The sequence below is a fragment of the Salmonella sp. SAL04202 genome (assembly GCF_046550775.1).
Lineage (GTDB): Bacteria > Pseudomonadota > Gammaproteobacteria > Enterobacterales > Enterobacteriaceae > Salmonella > Salmonella enterica.
Genome location: NZ_JBGDXK010000016.1, coordinates 1 through 2,159 on the forward strand (window position 1 = coordinate 1; position 2,159 = coordinate 2,159).

Consider the following 2,159-nt stretch of genomic DNA (forward strand, 5'->3'; position numbering starts at 1 on the left):
CCCCCGGCCCATATCCAGCGGACAAACGGTTTGTAGTACAGGCGCACGGCCCACGCGCCGTTGTCCAGCTCCTCCCCGAGCGCGGCGTACAGGTCGCGGGTCAGCCCGCCGTCAATCGCCGCCTCGGTCATCACCATCCGGCTGGTGTTGTAGAGCCGTTTCTCCGCGTGCAGCACCGCCTCCGGCTCGCCGTGGCGCGTCACCCCGATGAGGGCCACCCCGCCGCGGTAGTTGGGCCCGGTGATGTCCCGCACCTCCCGGAAGGTGAAGCGGTAGTCGTGAATGGTCACGCTGTCGCCCGCCCGCATCCGCACGTCACGCTCCACGCTGTAATTCTGGCTGAAGGCGATGCCGGTAATCGTCACCGCCAGCCCGAGGTGCGCCGCCACCATTCCCCAGTAGCTGAGAGAGGTTTTCGTGCCGCGGGACACGCGCTGTACGGCTTCGGCCACCGCCAGTACAGCAATCCAGCAGGCCATCGCCATCCCCACCGCCGTCATGGCGATGATTTTATCTTCCAGCAGCCATGGCAAAAGTACCGACAGCACCAGGGTGGAGACCAGGGCGGTGAGCAGCAGTTTCCTGATGTTACGCGGCCGGTCCCGGCCCCAGCGCACCAGCGGCCCCACCCCCAGCAGCAGGGCAAAGGGGACCATCAGCCAGGTGAACATGGTGTTAAAGAACGGCTCCCCCACCGAAATGCTGCCCAGCCCCAGCTGTTTGTGCACCAGCGGCAGCAGGGTGCCCAGCAGCACCACCAGCATGGCGGCCATCAGCAGGACGTTGTTGCCGAGCAGCAGCGACTCGCGCGACCACAGCGCGTTGTTCACCCGCGAACGCACCCTGTGCCCGCGCACGGCGAACAGCAGCAGCGAGCCGCCGGTGACCAGCACCATAAAGGCGAGGATAAACATTCCGCGCGCCGGGTCGGAGGCGAAGGCGTGCACCGACACCAGCACCCCGGAGCGCACCAGGAAGGTGCCCAGCAGGCACAGCGAGAAGGCGCAGATGGACAGCAGCAGCGTCCACGCCCTGAAGCCGGCGCGCTGTTCGGTGACCGCCAGCGAGTGCAGCAGGGCGGTGCCCGCCAGCCACGGCATAAAGGAGGCGTTCTCCACCGGGTCCCAGAACCACCAGCCGCCCCAGCCCAGCTCGTAGTAGGCCCACGCCGAGCCGAGCACGATGCCCAGCGTCAGGAACACCCACGCCGCCAGCGTCCACGGGCGGGCAAAACGGGTGAACGCGCTGTCCAGACGCCCGCTCAGCAGCGCGGCGATGGCGAAGGCGAAGGCCACCGAGAAGCCGACATAGCCCATGTACAGCAGCGGCGGGTGGAAAATCAGCCCCGGGTCCTGCAGCAGCGGGTTCAGGTCGCGCCCCTCCACCGGAAAGGCCGGCAGCGTGCGGGCGAACGGGCCGGAGGTGAACAGGATGAACGCCAGAAAACCGGCGCAGACCATCCCCATCACCGCCAGCACCCGGGCGACGATATCCGCCGGCACCCGCCGGCTGAACACCGCCACCGCCAGGGTCCAGCCGCTCATCAGCAGCACCCACAGCAGCAGCGAGCCCTCGTGCGCCCCCCAGGTGGCGGCCACCCGGTACCACACCGGCAGCTGCGTGTTCGAGTTGCCGGCGACATAGGCCACGGTGAAGTCGTTAACCACAAAGGCGTGCACCAGCACGAAAAACGCGCCCGCCACGCAGATGAACAGCAGCCAGGCGAACACCCCGGCCGACGCCATCATCCGCGCGTCGCCGCGTGCCACGCCCCACAGCGGGTAAACGGACAGCAGCAGCGCCACGCCGAGCGCCAGGCACAGCAGCGCGTGGCCGTATTCAGGCATCATGATGAGGTGTCCTTATCAGCGCGTTGCGGGCGGCGGTGGTTTTCCTGCATCGCCTTTTCCACTTCCGGCGGGGTGTAGTTCTCGTCATGCTTGGCCAGCACCTCGTGCGCCAGGACGTGGTTGCCCTTCTCCAGGGTGCCCTGCACCACCACCCCCTGCCCCTCGCGGAACAGGTCCGGCAGTATCCCCTCATAGCTCACCGTCACCGACCCTTCGGCGTCGTAGAGGCTGAAGTTCACCTTCAGCGAGTCCGGGTCGCGCCTGACGCTGCCGGGCATCACCATCCCGCCGACGCGCAGGCGCTGGCCC

General features: G+C 67.8%; 2 protein-coding genes. Both read right to left on the reverse strand.

The window, feature by feature from the left end; all coding sequences use genetic code 11:
* The coding region (locus ACLJQJ_RS23340; RefSeq protein WP_140046183.1) for a heme lyase CcmF/NrfE family subunit at positions 1-1,850 on the reverse strand (1,850 nt) is incomplete at its 3' end.
* Positions 1,847-2,159: cytochrome c maturation protein CcmE (locus ACLJQJ_RS23345; protein WP_024139848.1), on the reverse strand; the 313-nt coding region annotated here is incomplete at its 5' end. The genes ACLJQJ_RS23340 and ACLJQJ_RS23345, both read right to left, overlap by 4 nt.